The following is a 19,083-nucleotide window of genomic DNA, read 5'->3' as shown; positions in this document are numbered from 1 at the left end:
TTATGAAAAATATACAAAAATGGATTTCAATCTTATTATTACTATTTGCTATGATAAGTTTTAATCAACAATTATTTTCTCCTGAAGAATTACAAAAAGATTTTGAAATTTATATAAACTACATACTAAAATCAGGGATTGATCCATTTGAATTTGTATCTCAGGAAAAGTTTTATTCAGAAGTTAACAGAATAAAGGGACAACTTAACAAGCCTATGACAAAAGGCGAGTTTTTTAAAACTATCGCTCCTATAATACATATTTTTAGCGATGGACATTATGGGGTATTTTTCAATATTACACCAGATATATTAGTAATGCCATTTGAACCAGTGGTGGTAGGTAATAGATTATTTGTGAAAAATTCACTTGTGACTGAGTTAGAAAATAAGGTAGAGATCTTGAAAATCGATGATAGGAACGTAGAAGAAATAATTAATGATTTGAAACTGTTTTTACCAAAAATTTCCTCAGATGTACTTTTCAAACATTTGGAGGATTTAATTAAACTCTTTCCAGAAATTGAAGATAAAAATAATTTCAAAGTGTTGATAAAAACCAATGATATAAAAAAAGTAATAAAAGTAAATGCCATTAAATTTGAAGAGGCAATTAAAAAGAAAAAAGAATTATATCCAGAGGAATGGAAAAAAAGAAAATTATCGTTTGAAAGAAGAAGAGATATTGGAATATTAAAAATAAGTACGTTTATGTATAGTTATAGATGGTTAACATATTACAAAGAATTTTTGAACAAAACATTCAGTGAAAATGAAGACTTATCAGATTTAATAATAGATTTAAGAGGAAATTCTGGGGGATTTTTAGACAATGTGTGGGAGCTTTTCAAATATTTAACCCAAAATCCTTTACAAATATACTTAGTAGGGTACACCTGCAAGAATATACCGTTAAGTAACGGAAAAATAAAAAGGACCTTAGAAAAATACGAATTAAATCCAAAAATACTTCCTGCAAGACACAATTTTAACGGAAAGATATGGCTTCTTGTAAATAATAGAATGTTTTCAGCGGCAGTTGTAGCTACATACTTTTTTAAAAAGCTAAACGTAGGAAAAATAATAGGCAAAAGACCAAGGGAACCTGTTAATTCTCTTGGTGCTGCACTGGGAAAATATATTTTACCAAATACGAAAATATTAGTACTTATACCAGGTGGATATTACAAAATTACAGACAACCCAAAAATAGAGGTGGATTATGAAAAAGAATTAACCGAAGATGAAGAAATAGATTATTTGCTTGGAGAAAATGATGTAATGTTAGATTATGCTTTTGAAATTATAAATAAAAACACAAAAGGAGGAGGGGAAAAATGATGAAAGTAAAAATACTAAATCCCATAATACCACCAGAAGATTTGGAAACGGAAAATGGCTGTGAAATGATTGCACAATTATGCGAAGGAGGAAGTGGACCATGTGGGCCAGCACCCGGTGGGTGTTTCCTTGATTTACCTATTGGATGTACTTGGGACAACCCAAATGTTCCTTAGTATCTTTTATAAATCAGGACTTACAACTATGTTATATTTATATTATTGCTAATCAATTTACACAAGGAGTTTATTTTCATTTGGTAAAATCAAAAAATAGTTTATAAAATGTATCCGCTATTAAATAATAATGTAAGTAAGATGATAAATATAAAAATAGTTGTTTTTAATATTTTTTTGATATTTTATAATTTAATTATTTTTAACTAATAAGTTGAGCCTGAATGATTTGTTTATACTTTGAGCATTTATTAAGTAGTTCCTCATGAGTTCCATCACATATAAATTGTCCATTTTCTATGATAAATATTTTCCCTGCTTTTTTAATTGTGGATAATCTATGGGAAACAATTACTATTGTCATATCAAGTTTGAAAAGATTTTCAAATATTTCTTCTTCAGTTTTAGAATCTATTCCAGATGTTGCTTCATCAAGTACAAGAACTTGTGGTTTTCTAATTATTGCCCTTGCTATCGCTATTCTTTGTCTTTGACCATCTGATAACTTTTTCCCACGTTCTCCAATCAATGTTTTATATCCATTTTCAAGTTCATTTACAAACTTATCCACGCGTGCTATTTTCACTGCTTTTATGAACTCTTCTTCACTAAAATTACCATCAAGTATTATATTCTCTTTTACACTCATGTTAAAAAGAAAATCGTTTTGTTTTACTACTATAATATTCTTTCTGAGAGATTCAAGTGTATACCTTTTTATATCTTTTTTATTTATTAATATACTCCCATTAGTTGGTTCATAAAATCTTGTCATAAGACTTAACATTGTACTTTTTCCACTACCACTTAAACCAGCAATGGCAACTCGTTCACCCGATGTTACTTTAAAATTTAAGTTTTTTAACACATAATTGCTGTTATATGAGAAGTCAACTCCTTTAAATTCGATCTCATCTACATTTTTAATTGTTTCTTTTCCGCTTGTTTCTTCTTTTATTTCGTATACTTCTTTTATTCTTTTAAAAACTGGTGTTGAACTTTGAAGTGAAACAAAGAAGTGACTTAAAACTCTTATTGGTTCATAAATCCAGTTCATGAAACTATAAAAACCTACCAAAGTACCAAGAGTTATATTTCCTTTCATAACTAGATATCCACCAAAACTTAATACTATTATTGGACATATATCTTTTATAAACACTAAAAAATCTTCTATTGATTGCATAAACAAATTATATTTATTACTTACTTTTACCCAATCGTCTATTTTCTCTTTTAAGCTGCTTACAAAATAATCAAATTTACCAAAGCGTTTTATGGTTAATGCTCCTTCTATTCTTTCACGTATTCCTTCTATAACCTCACTATTCTTTTCGCGTTCCAACTTAGAAAAATTTTTTAAAAGCCTGTTAAAACTATTGATAGATAGGTTATAAAAAGGTATAGTTGCAAATACAACTATTGCAAGTTGCCAGCTCAAATAAATAAGTATTCCACTAAAAACAACCAGTGATATGACATTTAAAACAATACCTGGCATAGCTGTACTTACTACCTGAGAAAAAACAGGAATATCTGAAGTTGCTCTTGAAAGTATATCACCTGTATTATTTCCAGAGATAGTCCGAACTGGTAAGCGAAGAATTTTTTTAACAAAACTTGTTTGTTCATTTCTAACTATTAGATTTCCACATTTTCTAAAATTATAATTCACAATAACTGAAAGAAATCTCTCCGCTCCTTTTACAAAAATGAATAATAATACAAATAATGGAAGTTTTGAAAAATACGCATTTTGGATTATATTATCAAACAAAAATCTGACAAGAAACGGACTAATTGAACCAACAATAAGTAAAATCGGAGCTAATATAAAAATAGTTTTTTGATAACTTACATACTTCTTTGTGTAATCTAAAAGTTCTTTCACTTCTTTATTTGATAAAATCGAAAAAAGTTTCATTGTATTCCTCCTTATTTTTTAATTTTCTATCATTCTGTTGATATTGAGTAATACATTTTGTTGTTAATTTATACTTAAAAATAAACGTTCAGTCAACGTTTTTACAATTTCACAGTTATTATGTGGAATAGATGCATCGGATGATTTTTCAAAATAATATTGCTTAAAAACGCAACCTTCACAAAAAAAAGTTAAAAAACACTCTTTGCAATTTTTGTCAAGAAGTTTTGAGTTTAAAATTTTATATTTACTTTCCATTTTTTTTAGATTTTCTTTTATTGTTTTTATTGGAGCTTGAATACTACCAAAAGCAAATTTGGAATCTCCAACAACTAATTGACAAGGATATATATCGCCAGAAGCTGATATAGCAACACTGGATATTCCAGCATTACAATAATATTCTGTAGGTTTGGAATTGATCAAAATACTTATATATTCTTTCAGTTTATATTCCAAATCATAAGGTCTTTCTAATATTTTTTCTATTTCCTTTAAAGTATTATCATTTTCTATAATTAAATTCTCATCGCAGCTCATTACAGGTCTAATTAAAATATCTTCAATATCAAATTCATTCTTAAAAAATTCTTTTAAATCTTCGTGACTAATTCCAAATATTAAATGTTGCTTTGTATAAGTAACTTCTATTGCTTTTGGTTGATTTATTTCTTTTAAAATATTAAGATTTTCAACTATCCTATCATATGATGGTAATCCTTTTTTAAAAGGTCGTAATAGATTCTGTATCTTTTTTGGACCATCAAAGCTCACAATTATTTCATAATTAAAATGATTATTTTTCTTAAGTAATAATATCAATTTCTCAACTACTTTTTTTGAAACTCCCAGCCCAGTTATTATATTAATTTTCGGCATATAAATTATTTGTTGTCTCATTATTTTTTTATTTAAAATTTCGATTGTCTTACATATTCCTTCTATGTTTACTAATGGTTCTCCACCAAAAAATTGAATAGTTTCAATTTTGTCATAGAGTGAATAAAATACGTTAATCGATTTTTCTAAAATATCCAAACTCATTATTTCTGATTTTCCATATGTTCCTCCTTTCCCATAACAATAAACACATTCTAGCGGACATTCTTGCGCAATAAAAAGTGCTAATCTTTCTAATTTTTTTGTTTTTTTATCTTTTTGACTGTTATATTGAACAAGCTTTTTAATTTCTTCAATTGTATTTTTTAAATCTTTCAGCTCAAAATCCTTTTTTTTAAATTTTTCTCTTAGTTGTGCTTCATTTTTGTTTAAGAGTTCTTTGAAAAATTGAAAATTTTGTTTATCTAGAACATATAATGTTAGAGTAGGTTTATGTAATAATAAACCTTTATCATTTTTACGATAAAAAAGCTTAAAATTACTTTTTATGTTTTCCAAATGTTTAAAAATGAATTCAAGCTCTTTCATTATTTCACCCCTATATATTGGCTAAAATTCTGAATAAAAGTAGTCCCTCACAAATTTTAAGAATTACTATTTATAAACGTCCTCCACCTTGTTTAATAAGGTGGAGGACAATTTTAAAGTTATGGTGTTAGTTTGCCTTCTTTACAACTACCACAAAGAAAATAACCCGTACATCCTGCATTCAAAACTTTATCAAAATTTTTTGAAGAAATAACAACTTTTTTCATGTTATCCCCTCCTTTTCTTTTAAGATAATCCCGGCCCGGGATTCATGATGTATTTTAAATTATATTATTAGTTGTTATAAAATCTTTGTTTTACTATAGTAAACGGATCACATATAAACTTTCCATTAAGATTTCTAATTTTATGTTTTTCAAGTTGCACAGGCAAGTACACATTATACTCGGGTAAATCAACGACGTAATACGACTTAAATTTTGTGAAATTTGTACTTTCATGTGTGATTTTAAGATTTTTATCCAAAAAAACAAAAGACGCATCCTTGAAAATTTCATTCATAATATATCGTTCCTTTTGATATTTTTTTCACTAACGAAAAATATTTTTTTAAACAAATTACAATTCTATTTTATAAGATATATAAGCGCCTATCAATCTCTAAAAATTTTCATATAGTGCGTTTTTTTTTTTTTTTAACCATAATTATAGCAAAAATACTTGAAATTTTAAAATGTTTCTTATTATTTTGCATAATTATTACGAATAATTTGATTTATGCTTTATAATATAATATCTAAAATAAGAAGGTTTTATTATTAACATTGCACAAGACCATAAAAATGTGGTTTTATTTGTTAATTTTTCTATTTCTAACAAAAATATTTTTTCATTTTTTTATTATAAAATTTAACTTTTACAATTTAGGAAATTTTTTTGATAAGCGTAGCAATTAAATATTTTTCCTAACCCAATATTTTTATATATTTTTTAACATATTTTTATTTGATTTATCAGTATAGGAACTACAAAACTATATGTAGTAATGCTAATTAAATGTACATATGTTTTACTAAACCATAGTTATATAGATGATGTTAATATATAAAAACATAAAATTATTATACTTGTAATTTAAACGTAGATTTTGTATAATTTTACTGAAATATTCAAAAAATTAATCAAAAACTTTATTGAAAAAGGAGGGAATTATATGGAATTTTTAAACAAGCCGGTTGTAAACGATAAAGTATATCTTTCCTTTTGTGATGGAGAAAGAGGACTTTGTGGAGATGTTAAAAATTGCGACGGTTGTGCAAACAAAGAGGAATGTTCACCAAATGTTTCTTGTAATGAAGGCTGTAAAAAAAGACATTGGTGGAATTGGTTATTTCCTTGGCTTTATGAGGAAAATAAATAAGGTGAAAGAATGGAAAATTTTATAAAATTTGCAGTAAAATTGTTTGGATTTATAAAACGGGATGTAATTATCTGGTTTTCGTACCGGACACAATTTATTTTGGGATTTTTAAGTGGATTTGTTGGAATAATACAATTTGGGCTCATAGGGAAATTTATAGCTGGTGGTAATTATTTTCCATTAATTGAAAAATATGGTGGAGATATTCTTGCATATTTTATAACTGGATCAGTATTCATGTCTTATACAAATCTTGCATTATCAACTTTCAAAGCGTCAATACAAAGAGAACAAAGAATGGGAACACTTGAATATTTCTTGCTTTCAGATACGCCATTTTGGCAACTTTTCGCATTCAACTTTTTAAGTGGCTTTTTGTTTACAACCTTTAATATTTTATTTATATTTTTTGCACTTGTGTGGTTATTTTCTGTAAAAATAAATCCAAATATTTTTGCATCTTTTTTGGTTTTGCTTGTTGTAATGCTTCCGCTTATAGGAATTGGACTAATTTCAGCTGCAATAATACTTATAACAAAAAGAGGTGATCCAGTAGGGTGGATATATTTTACACTCACAGGGCTTTTTTCTGGAATATACTATCCAGTAGAAATTATGCCGAAATTTATAAGAGGAATTTCGTATCTTCTTCCATCAACGTATGGTATGGATCTTTTAAGAAAAACTTTACTAAAGGGCTATAATGTAGTTCAAATAAGAACGGGATTCCTTGTTATGGTAATAATGGGTTTGGTGTTAATACCATTTGGTGTTTGGTTATTTAAATTATCATTTAATAAAGCAAGAAAGGAAGGTACTCTTGCATGGTATTGAGGAGGTTTTATGCTTGAAATAATTAATGTAAGTAAAAAATATAAAAATGGAACAATAGCACTACAAGATATAAACGTAACTGTTAGAAAAGGAGAAAAAATAGCACTTTTTGGAGAAAATGGAGCTGGAAAAACTACTTTGCTAAAAATAGTGGCAACATTTTTAATCCCAGATAACGGGAATGTTTTGTTAGATGGTGTTGATTTACTTAAACATGAAAAATATGCCAGAAAAAATGTGTCAATATCAACAGGGGTTGAAAGGAGTTTTTATTATAGACTAAACGTTAGACAAAATTTAGAGTTTTTTGGAAGACTTAATGGTTTGTATGGAGAAAAATTGCAAATAGTCATAGATAAAGTTATTGAAGAAACAGATTTAAAAGATTTTGAAAAGGTAAAATATATGGAGTTATCCAAAGGTTTAAAAAGAAGACTGGATATAGCAAGGGCAATAATGAAAGATTCTGAAATATATATTTTTGATGAACCTACAGCCGGAGTTGATCTTAAAACTCGTCAAAGTATATACAATATTGTAGAAGAACTTATAGAAAAAGATAAAATAATTTTTTTTGCAACGCACGAAATTGAAGAATTAAAAAAAATGCACAAAATAATTGTCTTAAAAAAAGGAAGAAAGATTGGCGAAATAAATACTAATGATTACAACAAAATAGAAGAAATATTGTTAAATTACATTTGAATAAAAACTTGTAATTAATACAAATACGATATAAACTCAAAATAAATGAACTTTATTTTCTTAGAACAAGCCAAATTATCATCAGACCAAATTGAATGGCTAAGTTCAAAATAATTTTATCTTTCTTAATGTTCTCCTTATTGGGAGTAAAAATCTTTTATGACTTTCAGCAATCTGGATAAAATATTATTTTTTCAGTGGTTATAACTCCACATAAAAGTTCTAATGTAAATCATTTTGAATATTTTTAAATTTTTCAGTTTTTGGAGTATACCAACTTAAAAAATTTTTTCCTTGATAGGTTTCTTTTTCGGCAAGCTTTCTTTCAATAAGGTTTATAATTTGGATTTTAGGTTTTCCCCAATTTCCAAATATTGTTCCTTTTCTAGGTGGATCTGCAACTAATCTATGTATAACGATCTTTGGAGAAAGATATTCTAAAAATCTAATAGTCCTTTCGACGTAATCTTCAAGAGAACCTATCTTTATCTTTCCTTCTTCAAACATTTTACCTAAAATAGTGTTTTTAACAATATAAAGTGAATGAATTTTTACACCATCAACTCCAAGTACAGATAATATTTTAGCAGTTTCAATAACATCGAGTATGTTATCATTGGGAAAATTCAATATCACATGTGAGACTAGTTCAAATCCCCTATTTTTAACCTTCATTGTTGCATTTATATACTCGGCAAGTGTATGTCCTCTGTTCATTTTTGTAAGAGTGTGATAGTTTGCTGTTTGAAGTCCCATTTCAATAGATACGTCTATCTTTTCTTTAAGTTCTTCAAGAAGATCGAGTATTTCATCAGAAATACAATCAGGTCTTGTTGAAATGGAAATTTGAACTATGTCTTTCTCTATAACCTGATAATAAATATCTTTCAATCTTTCAATTGGAGCATAGGTGTTTGAGAAGTTTTGAAAGTAAGCTATAAACTTTTTTGCACCTTTGTTTATATATCTTTTTTTCATTTCATTTATTTGGGATTTTATATCAATATCTTTAATAGTTGTAAAACCGCTTCCTGTTTCATCACAAAATAGACAACCAAATTGTCCGTTTTCACGATTTGGGCAAGTAAATCCTGCATTTATAGGTAATCTATAGACTTTAGTTCCATATCTTTTTTTTAATTCAACGCTTAATTTTCTGTACCTATAACCTTCTTGTAGGAATTCGAAAATTGTTTATAGACCTCCTTTTCATCAATTGTTGGGAATTTTCCATTGAAATATATAAATTTACCGTCAACCATTGTGGCAAATATACTTGTTTTTGAGTGGATTATATGTTTTTTCATATTATCAACAGGGAAAAAGCTTGGGTTATTTAAATTTATAATAGTAAAATCTGCAGGTTTTCCAATTCCAATTGTTCCTCCGTTTAAATTCAACGCTTTATATCCGTCGTATGTGATCATTTTAATTGCTTTGTCCACTGAAAGATTTTTTGGATTGTCTTTCTTTTGAAGAAGAGTTGCAAGTCTTGCTTCAAATAATATATCGATAGAGTTATTACTTGCAGGCCCGTCAGTTCCTAATGTAACGGGTAAATCATTATTGATAAATTTTGTAACAGGTGCAATTCCGTTCCCAAGTTTCAAATTACTTGATGGATTATGTGAAATATAGACGTTATAGTTCTTTAATAATTGAATGTCGTTGTCGTCTAAATGGATGCAATGTACAGCCAAAAGATGATTATTAGCAATACCTGTATCAAGGATTTCTTTTAGACTGTATTTTTCTCTTTCCCACTTGTTTTCAAAAAGATGTATGGTTATTGGAATATCTAATTCTTCTGAAATTTTTGAGATTTCTTTTAAAGCTGGTATAGAGCAAGTATAAGGGGCATGTGGCCCAAGACCTATAAATATTCTATTATCATATCCGTGCCATTTGTTGTATAACTTAAGGGATTCGTTTAGTCTAGTTTTTTCGATTTTGTCATTTTCTGATACTAACCCACGTGTTAACAAAGCCTTTATACCAAAATCGGCTACCGCTTGTGCCACTGCATCCTCGAAAATATACATATCACAAAAAGCAACTATACCATTTTGGGCCATTTCCATTAGTGAAATTAATGTAGAATAATATACCGTTTTGTAGTCCAGTTTTTCTTCTAATGGAATAATTGTTTTAAATAACCAATCATTAAATGATACATCTTCAGCTATTCCTCTAAAAATTGACATTGCCGCATGAGTGTGTGTATTTACAAGTCCGGGAATAATAAGTTTGTTCTTTAGCTCTATTATTTCATCATCTTCTTGTTGTAAATTGTGTTTTATCTCTACTATTGTTCCATTTTCGACTTTTATATCTAATTTTTCTGGATTTTTTTCCCAGCTTTTTAATACATATGCGTTTTTTAGGATCATTCTTTACTCACCTTTATTCTTTTGGCGTCGATCCATAAGCCTTCTAAATCATAGAATTCTCTGGCATCATCTTTAAATATATGCACAACTATTTCATCTGCGTCAATTATTAACCAATCATGATTTTCTTCCTTATCATAATATATAATCTCCATCCCGTTACCTTTGAGTAAATCCAGAATAGCTTCTTTTAAACTGTTCATATGTGTATTACTATTTGCAGTTAAAATTACAAAAAATTCAGTTGGAACATTTGTTTTTGACATGTCTAATATAACGGGATCTATTGCTTCTTTTTCAATCAATGTTTTCCAAATTAAATCAAGTATTTCCAAAAATGTCACCTCCTCATTAAATTTAATTCTTCATCTATATACCCATTTTCCAAATAACTTCTTATATAACCTACAAGATAAAAAGAACCAGTTACTATCTTTAATTCAGAACGGTACTTTTGAAGTTTTTCCAATGCTTTTAAAGGGTCTTTGACAAATTCAACCGAATTACAGTATTCTTTTGTTAGCAAGAACGTCTCTTCACAATTAACTGCCCTATGTGAAGGTGGGCAAGTAACTATTATATGATCAAATTTTTTTGATATTTTTTCTATTACTTTTCTCTTATCTTTATCATCAAGGATGCCAAAAACCGCAACTTTCGATTTGTTTTTAAAGTATATATCCAGGTTTTCAACGAATTTTTCAGCAGCTTGCGGGTTGTGTGAACCATCTAGAAGAATATTTTTATAAAGTTCAAATCTTCCTGGAATAAAAGCTCTTTTGAAGGCATCATTTACCACATTTTCATTTAATGGATTAAATATCTCAAAGGCTTTGAGTGCAATTGCAGCGTTTATAGGTTGGTGAGTACCATTTAGTGATATTTTTATGTCCTTTATGTCTTTATCCCCGTAATAATTAATTGAATTTTCATTGAAACTCAATTTATTTATTTCAAAATTAAAATCTTTTCCCAATTCGTAAACTTTTGCACCTTTTTTATTTGCAATTTCATAAATAACTTCTTTTGCAGTATTTGGAATACTTCCAATAACAACAGGAGTATTCTCTTTTATTATTCCCGCTTTTTCAAAAGCTATTTTTTCTATTGAATTTCCTAAAATTTTTGTATGCTCTAAACTAACAGTTGTTATAACAGAGACTTTAGGAATAATAACGTTTGTTGCATCAAATCTTCCACCTAGTCCTACTTCAATTGTTGAAATTTCTACATTTTCGTTTTTGAATATCTCAAATGCAATAGCAGTTGCAAATTCAAAAAAGCTAGGAGAATAATCTATACCTTTTTTATCTAAGACTTCTGCTGCATTTTTAATTTTTTCAAAGGATTTTAGAAAAGTATTTTTACTTACTTTTTCTCCGTTAATTAAATACCTTTCCAAAATAGATGATAAATGGGGAGAAAAATATCCCCCCGTTTTAAATCCATGAAATCTAGATAAGTAATGCAAAAACGTTGTAGTACTCCCTTTTCCATTTGAACCAGTTACGTGAAAAGAAGAGAAAGTTTTTTCTGGATTGTTAAGTATATTTAAAAGTTCTTCTATTCTGTATAGACCTATCTTTATTTTACCAAATGGTCTGTTGAAATAAAGATATTTTAGTGCTTCTAAATAAGTCACAGTCATCCCTCACATTAGTGATTTTAGAATTTTTTTGATCTTTTCAATTTGCCCTTCGATATTCGAGAGTTTTTCCTTTGTTTCTTCTATTATTTCTTCTGGTGCTCCTCCCAGGAATTTTTTGTTGTTTAGTTTTTTTCTGAATTTCTCCGCATCCTTTTCTAGCTTTTCAATTTTCTTGGTTAATCTTTTTACTTCAGTATCAATATCTATCAAATTGCCAAGTTCTACAAATATTTCGTTTTCATTGTCGACATATGCACTTGCCGCTTTTTCAGGTTTCATGTTTGAATAACTTATATTTTCAACTTTTGCTAGAGTTTTTATGTAAAGTTCTTCCTCTTGATCAAATTTTATAGTTGAAACTATGTTTACTTTTTTGCTTTGAGGTATATTAACTTCTGCTTTAACGTTCCTTATACCTTTTATTATGTTCTTTAACAATTCAAATCTTTTTTCCGCAGTTTCATCTATTAAGTTATCATCAATTTTCGGCCATTCTGAAATAGTTATAGATTCACCATCAGTTGGTAATTTTTGCCACAATTCCTCCGTTATAAATGGCATGAATGGATGAAGAAGTTTTAAGCTATTATCTAATACTTTTACCAATACATTTTGAACAACTGTTTTGTCTTCAGAATTAAGTCGTGGTTTTGAAACTTCGATATACCAATCACAAAGTTCATCCCAGAAGAAATTGTATATTTCCCTTGCCGCAAGATTAAAATCATATGATTCAATTGCACTGGTTACATTTTTAATTGTTTTTTGAAGTTTTGAAAGAATCCATCTATCCGATAAGTTTAAATTATTTAATTCTTCTTTTTCGAAATCTTTTAGATTTAAAATCACAAATCTTGTTGCATTCCAAATTTTGTTTGCAAACTTTTTACTTGTTTCAATGTGTTTTAAATCTAGTTTTATATCTCTACCTTGTGCAGCAAGTAATGCAAGTGAAAATCTCATGGGGTCTGCTCCGTAATCTTCAATTACATCTAGTGGATCTATTCCATTACCAAGTGATTTACTCATTTTCCTTCCAAATTTATCACGTACTAGTTGATGTATGTAAACATCCGAGAACGGTTTTTCACCCATAAATTCATATCCCATCATGATCATTCTTGCTACCCAGAAGAATATAATATCAAATCCTGTAACTAATACATTGGTTGGATAAAATTCCTTTAAATCAGATGTTTCATCTGGCCAACCAAGGGTACTAAATGGCCAAAGTGCAGAGGAGAACCATGTATCAAGCACATCTTCTTCTTGACGTAAATTTGTGCTTCCACATTTTTCACAAACGTGTACTTCTTCTTCAGATACGTTTATATGGCCACAATCTTTACAATACCAAATTGGTATTCTGTGGCCCCACCAAAGTTGTCTACTTATACACCAATCTCTTATTTCATACATCCAATTCAAATACACTTTCTTCCATCTGTCTGGATAAAACTTTACTTCTCCATTTTCCACAGCTTCTATTGCTCTTTTGGCAAGTGGTTCCATTTTAACAAACCATTGATCCATTAGCATAGGTTCAATAACAGTGTCACATCTATAACAATGTCCTACGGAATGTTGTAATGTTTCAACTTTTACTAAATATCCTTCTTTTTCCAGGTCTTCGACAATCTTTTCCCTTGCTGTATCTCTGCCAAGACCTTGATATTTCCCCGCATTCTCATTCAGTGTTGTATCATCGTTAAATATGTTGATAAATTCGAGGTTATTTCTTTGGCCAATAAGATAATCATTTGGATCATGTGCAGGAGTTACTTTTAAAGCCCCTGTACCAAATTCTGGATCAACATATGGATCTGCAATTATTTTTAATTTTCTTCCTATAAGTGGTAAAATTACTTCTTTACCAACTAAGTGCTTATATCTTTCATCTGAAGGGGATACAGCAATAGCGGTATCTCCTAGCATGGTTTCTGGACGAGTGGTGGCTATAACTATTTCTCCAGCACCATCAGCAAATGGATACCTTATATAGTAAAGCTTACCTTCATGCTCTTTGTGTTCTACTTCTTCGTCAGATAAAACAGTTTTACACCTTGGACACCAGTTTACAATGTATTTTCCCCTGTATATTAATCCTTTTTTGTATAATGATACAAACACTTTCCTAACGGCTTTTGATAACCCTTCATCTAAAGTAAATCTTTCTCTAGACCAATCCACAGAAGCTCCAATGGCTTTTATTTGATCTTTTATGGTCTTTCTGTATGTATTTGCCCATTCCCAAACAATTTCTAAAAATTTTTCCCTGCCAAGCTCCTCTCTTTTCTTTCCTTCCTTTTCTAAATTTTTTTCTACAGCAGTTTGAGTTGCAATTCCCGCGTGATCTTCACCTGGTAGCCAGAGCGTTTTGTATCCATTCATTCTTTTAAATCTAACTAATATATCTTGTAATGTGATGTTTAAAGCGTGCCCCATGTGGATTTTACCCGTTATATTTGGCGGAGGAATTACAATAGAGTATTTTGGCCCATCTTTTTTAGGTGAAAAATATCCTTTTTCCAACCAAAAGCTGTACAATTTTTTTTCAATTTTATTTGGAGCGTATCTTGTGCCTATCTCATTATTCACTAGGAGCACCTCCTACAGCTTCGATTTTTATTTTTGTCTCTACTTTGATATTTTTATTTCCATAATTTAAGAGTAAATAATCTAGAGAATCTTTTATTCTATTTGCTATTTGTTTGGCAACTATTTCATTAATACCGTGTAAGATTAATACAAAGCTTTTTTCAGATGAACGACATACAAAATCTTTTGGTATTCTAACGCTGTGTTTTATTATCGATGCAATTCTTGCTATAACAAAGTTAATTTCATTGATATCAGTTGATTCAAATTCTAAATCTAAATATATTAGATAAAACAGTGTTTTTGATTCTTTAATTAGCGGATAGATATGGTTAAAAAAGTCTTTATTAGGTAATCTTGTAGTTTCATCAACCCAATTTCCATTAAAAAGATTTAATAGGTATTCCATACTTTTTCCTCCCGTTTTTTTTTATTATATCATATAAAATTTGTTTGTGAAAACTAAAAAAACTGTGTTATAATCATTCTCGGTGATGGTATAAAAGTCTATTCTGGGAGGTGTGGTGTCTTGAAGTTATCAACCTTTTTGGGAGGTGTTCATCCTCCTGAAAATAAGCATTTATCAAAAGATTATCCAATTAAGAAAGCACCTCTACCTGAAAAGGTATTGGTTTTTATGCAGCAACATGCTGGAAGCCCCGCAAAACCAGTTGTAAACAAGGGTGATAAAGTTAAAACAGGGCAGGTTATTGGTGAACCAACGGGTTTTATATCCTCTTATGTCCATTCGCCTGTTACGGGTACTGTAGTTGATGTTAAAAAGGTTACAAATGTTATTTTTGGAAAAGCGGTAGAAGTAGTGGAAATTCAAAGAGAGGGAGAAGATGAGTGGGAGTTACTACCACATGGTAATTATGAGGATTTTTCAAACGAGGAGTTAGTTGAGATTATAAAGAAAGCTGGAATTGTAGGGCTTGGTGGTGCCATGTTCCCAACTTATGTTAAATTAATGCCTCCAAAAGACAAGAAGATAGATTATCTTGTTATAAATGGTGCAGAATGTGAACCTTATCTTACAATTGATCATAGGATGATGTTAGAAAGACAAGAAGATATTTTGATTGGAATTGAGATAGTGAAAAAAATATTGGGAATAAAAAATGTGGCAATTGGTATTGAAGATAATAAGATGGATGTAATAAATTTACTTCAAAATAAATGGAAAGGAAAAGTTGATGTTATTCCATTAAAAACAAAATATCCCCAAGGTGCAGAAAAACAACTTATCTACGCAACTACTGGTAAGAAAGTACCCCGTGGAAAACTTCCAATGGATGTAGGGGTTGTAGTGTTGAACGTAAGCACTTTATATGCGATAAAAGAAGCGGTAATAGATGGAAAACCTTTAGTCGAAAGAGGATTAACTGTTACCGGCGAAGCAGTTAATAAACCAGGAAATTGGTGGGTTAGGATAGGCACTCCTATTTCTTGGGTAATCGAAAACCTTGGAGGAGGTTTTAAAGAAAACGTTGAGAATGTAAAAGTACTAATGGGTGGACCAATGATGGGAATCCCTATAAACAATATTGATACGCCTTTGGTAAAAGGTAACAATGGTATTACAACTTTAATACATAAAGAACAAAAAAGCACATTTTGCATAAGATGTTCATACTGTGTTAACGTTTGTCCAATGGGATTGCAACCTTATTTACTTGATTTATTAGGAAAGAAAAAAAGATATGATGAAGCAGTCGAAATTGGTTTGTTAGATTGTATTGAATGTGGTTCTTGTACATATATCTGTCCTGCAAAAATAGAACATGTAAAAACAATCAAATTGGCCAAAAAAGTATACAAGGCCCTGAGAGGGGGGAAGAAATAATGAAGTTAATAACGGGAAATGCACCACACGTAAGAGCAAATGACACTACTTCAAAAGTTATGATGGATGTCATTATAGCATTGATTCCTGCCATTATTGGAGCATGGTACTTTTTTGGTGGTTACGCACTATTTTTAATTTTACTTGGGGCAGTTACTGGTGAATTGTTTGAATTGTTTATAATGAGAGTGCTTAGAAATGATAAAAGTTTTACTCCAAATGGAAGTGCAGCCATAACGGGAATTTTGCTTGCAATGAATGTAAGTTCTGCAACTCCTTGGTGGGTGTTTTTGATAGGATTAGCTTTTGCATTAGGGATTGCCAAACATGCATTTGGTGGACTTGGAATGAATATTTTTAATCCAGCACTTGCTGGAAGGGCGTTTTTGCTTGTTTCATTTCCCGTGGCAATGACTACTTGGTACAAACCTGTGCTTTCTTTTACAAAATGGATTGATGTGCAAACATCAGCAACTCCACTTGCAATTTTAAAAGAAACTGGAAATGTTAATGTGGGTTATTGGGATTTGTTTATTGGAAATCGTGGAGGTTCAATTGGTGAAACAAGTGTCTTACTACTTTTGGTTGGATTTATATATCTTGTGATAAGAAAGAGAATAAAGATTATGATCCCAATTTCGTATATTTCTACAGTTTTTGTTATGTCTAGTGTATTTTATTTTGTAAATCCTTCTTTTGGAACTCCTTTATTTCATATTTTAAGTGGTGGGTTAATGCTTGGTGCTTTGTTTATGGCTACAGATATGGTTACAAGTCCCATGACAATCAAAGGCCAGGCAATTTTTGGAGTTGGTATTGGTGTTATGACATTACTTATAAGGTACTTTGCGGGATATCCAGAAGGAGTTTCGCTTTCTATTTTATTAATGAATGCTTTTGTTCCGTTAATTGATAAATATACGATGCCACGAATATTTGGTGAGGTGGAATCATGAAAGAAATGTTTAAAACGGGAATAATTTTAATGGTTTATACACTGATTGCAGGGTTAATACTAGGATATGTCTATGTTTATACGCAAGATGCAATAAAAATTGCAGAATTAAAAAATACTATTGATGCAGTAAAATTTGTTTTGACAGAAGATGGAAAATTAATTGTAGATAAAAATAAAATAAAAGATGCTGTTGTATCCGCTTCAAATAACCCAGAAGAAGAATTATTCAAGGCAGAAACAAGTGTTGTTGTTTCTCCTGTTTTTAAGTTTAGAACAAATAAAGGAAATGTTTACGTTTTAAAAGGATACGGAATAGGATATGGTGGTAAAGTAATTTCAGTTGCTTCATTTTTAGTAAAAGAAAATAGAATAGATTTGATGGCAATAAAGGTAATAGATTATTCACAGGAAACACCGGGATTAGGTGCAAAGATAGCAGAAGAGGTTTCGCAAAAGAGGTTTTATCCAATACCATACGAGGGTTTGAAAAATGGTGTAAAAGTTGATAAAGATGCGGGTAAAAGTAATCTCTCACCTGAAGATGCAAAAAAGATAGGAATAGTAAAAATTAGTGATGTTATGACTGGGGCAACTATTACTCCACGAGCTGTAGCAGCAACTTTGAACGCTATGTTTGAGTATTTGCAAAAGGAGGTGCTAAGAAATGGCCAGTAGAACTTGGAAGGAATTTTCTAAAGGATTTGTTGTTGAAAATCCCACATTTGTACAAGCTTTAGGCATGTGTCCTACTCTTGCAACTACTACAAGTGCAAAAAATGGACTTGGAATGGGAATAGCTGCTACTGTAGTTCTAGTTTTATCCAATATAGTCATTTCTCTTCTTAGAAAGGCAGTGCCCGAAAAGATTAGAATACCTATTTTTATAACTATAATAGCATCATTTGTGACAATGGTTGATTTGTTGATGCACGCATATGTATATGATCTTTGGAAAACATTGGGGCTTTTTATTCCATTAATAGTTGTTAATTGTTTGATAATGGGAAGAGCTGAAGCTTTTGCATCAAAAAATAATGTTTGGTATTCATTAATTGATGGTTTGGGAATGGGTTTGGGTTTTACTGCAAGTTTAACTTTATTAGGTGCTATAAGAGAATTATTGGGAAATGGTACGATATTCGATATAAAAATTTGGGGTAAAGCGTTTAATGTGTTTATAATGATACTTCCCCCTGGTGCATATTTAACATTGGGATTATTAGCAGCTTTATTTGCCTTTATTGGCATGAAAAGAAAAGAAAGGGGGAAGGTTAAATGAAGGTATTTTTAATTTTACTTTCTGCAATGCTTGTTAATAATTATGTTTTTATAAGATTTTTGGGTATATGTCCGTTTTTAGGTGTTTCTAAAAAAATGGATACAGCATTTGGAATGGGGCTTGCTGCCACCTTTGTGCTTGTTATGTCATCAACGATTTCTTGGTTTTTGGATAGATTGTTAATAAGTTTGGGACTTGAATTTTTGAGAACAATTGTTTTTATTCTTGTAATAGCATCATTTGTACAATTTGTTGAGTTATTTTTGAAGAAAAATAATCCAAATTTATATGATGCTTTGGGAATTTTTCTTCCTCTTATCACTACAAATTGTATAATTCTTGGTGTAGCTCTTATTAACAGTATGAGTAATTACAATTTACTTGAGGCAATATTCAATGCACTGGGAGCAGGTTTGGGATTTTTGCTTGCGTTAATTGTTTTTAGCGCAATAAGGGAAAAGCTTGAGTTATACGATGTTCCAAAACCTTTTGAAGGATTACCTTTGGCTCTAATAACTGCTTCACTCTTATCTCTGGCTTTTATGGGATTCCAAGGTATGATAAAAATATGAACTT

The 19,083-nt window shown here is 29.9% G+C and carries 19 protein-coding genes; 10 read left to right on the top strand and 9 right to left on the bottom strand.

The window, feature by feature from the left end; translation table 11 throughout:
- Positions 1–2 precede the first annotated feature (2 nt).
- Entirely contained in the window at positions 3–1,340 is a 1,338-nt protein-coding gene (locus XO08_RS08640) for a S41 family peptidase (protein WP_075666549.1), read from the top strand.
- Entirely contained in the window at positions 1,337–1,516 is a 180-nt protein-coding gene (locus XO08_RS08635; RefSeq protein ID WP_075666548.1) for a hypothetical protein, read from the top strand. Before XO08_RS08640 ends, XO08_RS08635 begins: the two co-directional genes overlap by 4 nt.
- 202 nt (positions 1,517–1,718) lie before the next feature.
- On the opposite strand, the gene XO08_RS08630 is transcribed toward XO08_RS08635, so the two are convergent.
- From XO08_RS08630 to XO08_RS08620, 3 genes are all read right to left on the bottom strand, one after another.
- Positions 1,719–3,440 carry an ABC transporter ATP-binding protein gene (locus XO08_RS08630; RefSeq protein ID WP_075666547.1) on the bottom strand — a complete coding sequence of 574 codons (1,722 nt, stop codon included), beginning with the start codon at positions 3,438–3,440 and terminating at the stop codon, positions 1,719–1,721.
- Between the two features lie 63 nt (positions 3,441–3,503).
- Complete coding sequence (locus XO08_RS08625) at positions 3,504–4,868, bottom strand: radical SAM protein (protein ID WP_075666546.1); 1,365 nt, start codon at positions 4,866–4,868, stop codon at positions 3,504–3,506.
- A gap of 294 nt (positions 4,869–5,162) precedes the next feature.
- Positions 5,163–5,390, bottom strand: a complete 228-nt coding sequence (locus XO08_RS08620) for a hypothetical protein (protein ID WP_075666545.1) — start codon at positions 5,388–5,390, stop codon at positions 5,163–5,165.
- A 652-nt stretch (positions 5,391–6,042) separates the two neighbouring features.
- Between XO08_RS08620 and XO08_RS08615 the strand changes: the two genes are divergently transcribed.
- The 3 genes from XO08_RS08615 to XO08_RS08605 are packed head-to-tail and all read left to right on the top strand — an operon-like array spanning position 6,043 to position 7,788.
- Positions 6,043–6,249 carry a hypothetical protein gene (locus tag XO08_RS08615; RefSeq protein ID WP_075666541.1) on the top strand — a complete coding sequence of 69 codons (207 nt, stop codon included), beginning with the start codon at positions 6,043–6,045 and terminating at the stop codon, positions 6,247–6,249.
- 9 nt (positions 6,250–6,258) lie between these two features.
- Entirely contained in the window at positions 6,259–7,083 is an 825-nt protein-coding gene (locus XO08_RS08610; protein WP_088368954.1) for an ABC transporter permease, read from the top strand.
- A 9-nt stretch (positions 7,084–7,092) separates the two neighbouring features.
- Entirely contained in the window at positions 7,093–7,788 is a 696-nt protein-coding gene (locus tag XO08_RS08605) for an ATP-binding cassette domain-containing protein (RefSeq protein ID WP_075666540.1), read from the top strand.
- Between the two features lie 222 nt (positions 7,789–8,010).
- On the opposite strand, the gene XO08_RS08600 is transcribed toward XO08_RS08605, so the two are convergent.
- Genes XO08_RS08600 through XO08_RS08575 form a run of 6 tightly spaced genes read right to left on the bottom strand, consistent with a single transcriptional unit; the run spans position 8,011 to position 14,833 of the window.
- Positions 8,011–8,979: a TIGR01212 family radical SAM protein gene (locus XO08_RS08600; protein WP_075666539.1), complete on the bottom strand. Its 969-nt coding sequence runs from the start codon at positions 8,977–8,979 to the stop codon at positions 8,011–8,013.
- Positions 8,937–10,178 carry an amidohydrolase gene (locus XO08_RS08595; protein ID WP_075666538.1) on the bottom strand — a complete coding sequence of 414 codons (1,242 nt, stop codon included), beginning with the start codon at positions 10,176–10,178 and terminating at the stop codon, positions 8,937–8,939. The genes XO08_RS08600 and XO08_RS08595 overlap by 43 nt, the downstream gene beginning before the upstream one ends.
- Positions 10,175–10,513 (bottom strand): ribosome silencing factor, encoded by a 339-nt coding sequence (gene rsfS, locus XO08_RS08590; RefSeq protein WP_075666537.1) that lies wholly within the window; start codon positions 10,511–10,513, stop codon positions 10,175–10,177. The genes XO08_RS08595 and rsfS overlap by 4 nt, the downstream gene beginning before the upstream one ends.
- A gap of 5 nt (positions 10,514–10,518) precedes the next feature.
- Positions 10,519–11,826: a folylpolyglutamate synthase/dihydrofolate synthase family protein gene (locus XO08_RS08585; protein ID WP_075666536.1), complete on the bottom strand. Its 1,308-nt coding sequence runs from the start codon at positions 11,824–11,826 to the stop codon at positions 10,519–10,521.
- 3 nt (positions 11,827–11,829) lie between these two features.
- Positions 11,830–14,424, bottom strand: a complete 2,595-nt coding sequence (locus XO08_RS08580) for a valine--tRNA ligase (RefSeq protein WP_075666535.1) — start codon at positions 14,422–14,424, stop codon at positions 11,830–11,832.
- Positions 14,417–14,833 (bottom strand): diguanylate cyclase domain-containing protein, encoded by a 417-nt coding sequence (locus XO08_RS08575; RefSeq protein ID WP_075666534.1) that lies wholly within the window; start codon positions 14,831–14,833, stop codon positions 14,417–14,419. The genes XO08_RS08580 and XO08_RS08575 overlap by 8 nt, the downstream gene beginning before the upstream one ends.
- A gap of 120 nt (positions 14,834–14,953) precedes the next feature.
- Between XO08_RS08575 and rsxC the strand changes: the two genes are divergently transcribed.
- From rsxC to rsxA, 5 genes are read left to right on the top strand one after another with little or no spacing between them, the layout of a single operon-like run.
- On the top strand, positions 14,954–16,270 hold the full coding sequence (gene rsxC / locus XO08_RS08570) for an electron transport complex subunit RsxC (protein WP_075666533.1): 1,317 nt from the start codon (positions 14,954–14,956) through the stop codon (positions 16,268–16,270).
- Positions 16,270–17,226: an RnfABCDGE type electron transport complex subunit D gene (locus tag XO08_RS08565; protein ID WP_075666532.1), complete on the top strand. Its 957-nt coding sequence runs from the start codon at positions 16,270–16,272 to the stop codon at positions 17,224–17,226. The genes rsxC and XO08_RS08565 overlap by 1 nt, the downstream gene beginning before the upstream one ends.
- A complete protein-coding gene (locus tag XO08_RS08560) occupies positions 17,223–17,903 on the top strand; it encodes an RnfABCDGE type electron transport complex subunit G (protein WP_075666531.1) in 681 nt (226 codons plus the stop codon). Before XO08_RS08565 ends, XO08_RS08560 begins: the two co-directional genes overlap by 4 nt.
- Complete coding sequence (rsxE, locus tag XO08_RS08555; protein ID WP_075666530.1) at positions 17,893–18,507, top strand: electron transport complex subunit RsxE; 615 nt, start codon at positions 17,893–17,895, stop codon at positions 18,505–18,507. Before XO08_RS08560 ends, rsxE begins: the two co-directional genes overlap by 11 nt.
- Positions 18,504–19,079: an electron transport complex subunit RsxA gene (rsxA, locus tag XO08_RS08550; protein ID WP_075666529.1), complete on the top strand. Its 576-nt coding sequence runs from the start codon at positions 18,504–18,506 to the stop codon at positions 19,077–19,079. The genes rsxE and rsxA overlap by 4 nt, the downstream gene beginning before the upstream one ends.
- Positions 19,080–19,083: the final 4 nt, after the last annotated feature.

Origin of the sequence: Thermosipho sp. 1074 (genome assembly GCF_001999655.1) — a bacterium.
Lineage (GTDB): Bacteria > Thermotogota > Thermotogae > Thermotogales > Fervidobacteriaceae > Thermosipho > Thermosipho affectus.
Note: the sequence above shows the minus strand (reverse complement) of the source record. Positions and strands in the feature narration are given on the sequence as shown.